The sequence below is a fragment of the Phocaeicola sp. genome (assembly GCF_048170425.1).
Lineage (GTDB): Bacteria > Bacteroidota > Bacteroidia > Bacteroidales > Bacteroidaceae > Phocaeicola.
In genome coordinates this window covers 1-3,477 of record NZ_DBEXBB010000087.1, presented here as the reverse complement: position 1 = coordinate 3,477, position 3,477 = coordinate 1, and the positions used below count along the sequence as shown (strand labels likewise).

Annotated in this window: 3 protein-coding genes; 1 reads left to right on the top strand and 2 read right to left on the bottom strand. The window is 42.3% G+C overall.

Features of this window, described 5'->3' with window-relative positions; all coding sequences use genetic code 11:
* A partial coding sequence (locus tag ACMJ0U_RS03640; protein ID WP_417128242.1) for a DUF2007 domain-containing protein occupies positions 1-399 on the top strand: 399 nt, incomplete at its 5' end.
* 65 nt (positions 400-464) lie between these two features.
* On the opposite strand, the gene ACMJ0U_RS03635 is transcribed toward ACMJ0U_RS03640, so the two are convergent.
* Together ACMJ0U_RS03635 and ACMJ0U_RS03630 are read right to left on the bottom strand one after the other, a co-directional pair.
* Entirely contained in the window at positions 465-2,507 is a 2,043-nt protein-coding gene (locus ACMJ0U_RS03635) for a hypothetical protein (RefSeq protein WP_417128241.1), read from the bottom strand.
* A gap of 228 nt (positions 2,508-2,735) precedes the next feature.
* The gene (locus ACMJ0U_RS03630; RefSeq protein WP_417128243.1) at positions 2,736-3,473 is read right to left on the bottom strand and encodes a hypothetical protein; all 738 of its coding nucleotides are present in this window, start codon (positions 3,471-3,473) and stop codon (positions 2,736-2,738) included.
* Positions 3,474-3,477: the final 4 nt, after the last annotated feature.

Genomic DNA, 3,477 nt, shown 5'->3' with positions numbered 1-3,477 from the left:
GAGGGGCAAGACCAAAATCCAGGTGCTTATGGTGCTATCACAGGTATTGCGATATATGTTTTCGAGAAAGATTATGAGAAAGCTGTTGAGATAATAAATCCTATTGTTGATAGTAGAAATAAATCTCATGTCTGGTGCCCTAAATGTGGAAGTTATAATGTGTCAGCCATAGCCGTAAGTAATAAATACGGAACTGCTATAGCATTATGGTGCATCTTTCTTTTTCTTATTCCGGGACTTTATCTTGTTTGGGCAAATGATTTTGGTATCAAATCAACTATTGCCGATTATATAGCATTGTCTATGTTTATTTCGTTTCTTGTAGTTGCATTCTTGGGAAAAATTTCTAACGCCAATTATATATGTAAAGACTGTAATAAAAGGTTCCACCATAAATGATTTTTTGCAGTAAGCTCGCTGAATTTAAAGTAATATACTATATCCGCTTCGTTATTCAGCAAAATTTAAAAAGACTTCAGCAGCGAACTGTTCACCGAGCGGTCTACCTCCCGTCTGACCTTCTTCGTTTTGTAACCGAAGTCGAAGGTATAAGCTAATTTGATGTGGCAGTACTGACCGTTTGTCCTGAAATCTTCATCCGAATAATATGTATAGAGTTCATGCTGGAACGTTTTTCGGAACTTCCGGTCGGTAAACGGAGACACGACATTGACTTCCGCAAAAAAGTTTCCCTTGCCGTATGTACACTCCAGACCGTAGTTGACGGGAGTCTCTTCTATTCCCAGGGAAGTGGTGTTGACAATCTTGTTTCTGAAATTGACGTAGGGCGAAAGCGTGAAATCACCCAGGTAAACATTGGCATTGAGGTTGCCGGTCAGATTTCTGTTGCCGAAACCACACACGGAGTGAACAGACGTATAATTGTATCTTATATCGCCCGACAGACTGAACATCCGGTTAAAGGAATGCGAAGCCGCCAGTATGGCAGCATAGTAATGAATGTTTCCACGGTTAATGAACGACCTGACGAGGTAAGTATCCTGAACATAATAGTCGTGAACCACCGGATTATGCTCCAGCTTGTACTGGAGAATGGCCGAAAGTCCGGTTTTCTTTATCTTACCGGAATAATACAGGAAGGAATTGAATGAACGTCCGCTCTTCAGGTTCGGATTGCCGGTCTGTACCAGATAAGGATTGAGACCGATGCGTGCCTGATTGATGAGGTCCATGCCGTAATTGTAATTGTTATAGGAGGAAGACCATAACAGCATCCCTCCTTTCAGCTGATATTGAAGGTTCAGATTGACACGCGGCGACAGCTTGCTGAATTTTTCGCTGCCGTGAAGCCGGTACTGAAGCCAGTCCACTCCCACCCTTGACCGTAGTGACAGTTTCGGGCTAAAAGCATAATTATAGGAAAGGAAAACCAGCGACTCATTTTTCCATAGTGACTGCCTCAGCGGATGGCTGCCCTCGTATTGCGCATTCCACACATGATGAAAATCGAACAGCTCGGCCGAAAAAGAATGCTTTCCTTTGGACAGGTTATAGATGGCTGACAACTGAAATCCTCCGGCATTTTCCGATTCATAAGAACCCGTCTCATAGTTCTGCTCAGAGTAAGTACGGTTGTACAAGTTACGGGAATAAGTACCATGCAATCCAAAAGTAAAATCCTGTGTCTCCGATATAGGGATAGTACCCGTCAGATCTAATTTAGGAGAAAGGCTCTTCTGGTCAGTATACATCGCAAAATTAGAAGCATTACCCACCGACTCTACCGTGCCGACCATATTTTCACGAGGAGTGTTTTTGTGTATAAACGACAGTTTCCCGACGATATACCGACCTGCCTTCTGATGCTGGAGACGGAACTGTACATACTTATTGTGCCGGGAATAATCTTCATCGGATGTACTAAAACGCTCGACGGACTGCCCGGGTAATGCATAGGTTTCAGACATGTTATTATGATTATCCTTCACATTAAAGTAATCACTTCCAGCAAACAAGGAATAGGTCGTATTATTACGGTTGACGGTGGCAGCAATATTGTAGTCGCCATGCGTATATCCAATTGTCTGCAAGCCATCCATTTGCAAGTAACCACCCGCCTTATATTGCTTCAGTATAAAGTTGACAGCTATCTTATCTTTTGCATATCTCCCGGTTGGATTGTCATGATACTCAATCTTTTCTATGTCCTTCGGGCGAAGCATCTGGATGTCCTTGGAATCGGCTTGCTGCCCATTGATATAGAACGACACGGGCATCCCCATTGCCTCAGCACTATTGGACCGTGTATCGATAATCATACCCGGAATCATCAAGCGTTTCAACACTCCATAGCCGCTGTTAGTCGATTTCTTCTGCTGAGAGTTAGGATAAATTACCAAATGATTGTCTACCCGCGACACATTCGATGCCACGATAGTCACCTCATCCAACGCGATGGTCCGGCTGACGGAATCATTTGACAACGTCTGCGCAATCATGCGGAAGGGGCATGAAAGGAGAAAACAGCCCATTACTATTTTGGACATGTATTTCCTTTTATCTATATAAGGCCTGTACTTATTCATTTTGTTCTCATGACATTTGCAAATATATAACATTTATCCATTCATTCTCCGTACCTTTGTATCCATATTTGTATTACAAGTTATAGCCTGATTCTTTCATTTCCAGATAAAATAAAAGAGCGATAAACAGCTCTTATCACAAAGCCATTTATCGCCCTTCTTACGTAGTGTTCAGTTTATACTGCTTTATTAAGCTTCGTCCGGAAATTCTACATCCTCCAGTGACTCACCTTCTTCCTGAGAAGCAAGAAGTTCAGCTCTTACATCAGCCGCACTCTTGGTAATCTCTTCACATTCCAAGAAATTGATTCCATCTACATTCGACAAGTCTACCGTTGCATCCATAGGAAAACCTTCTTCGGTGAACGTATTCTGATAAGTGCTCAAGACCTTCTTACATTCCTTCATCAGTTTCACCTGTTCCTTTACAGCCTTTATATCGTTCATAGAAGCCAAGACACCGGCAGCAGCACCTACACCAGCCCCAATCCAAGCTCCTTTCTTAGAGCCCCCAAATTTTTTTCCTAATAAAGCTCCAGCAGTGGCTCCTCCACCCACTTTCAACAAGATGAAAGCTCCGGATTTCAATGCCGAATTCAAATGTTTCTTTGCCGTATTGGGTGCACAAGCTTTGCCGTCCTTATCGATTAGCAAAAACTTATAGCGTGAAGTACCGTCTTCATTTGTAATTGCATTTCCCAATGAATCTGTTTCTGTAACCTTTTTTACTGAATAGTAAGGCGCTTTTTCAAGAAACTCCTTAGGTGAAATACTATCATTCTCCGATTTCTGTTCTGTTGACTCTCCTCCTGTAACCTCATTCACCGTTTTTGTCACAGATTCTACTTTGTCTGCCGCACTCTTCAATTTCTTCAAGAAGCCTTGAGCTGACACATTTGTTGCACAAAAAGAGAGAAAAACAATCAAAAGT

Excerpts from the sequence above, each read along its gene's own strand:
- ACMJ0U_RS03635 (WP_417128241.1), bottom strand. The coding sequence starts at position 2,507 with ATGTCCAAAATAGTAATGGGCTGTTTTCTCCTTTCATGCCCCTTCCGC.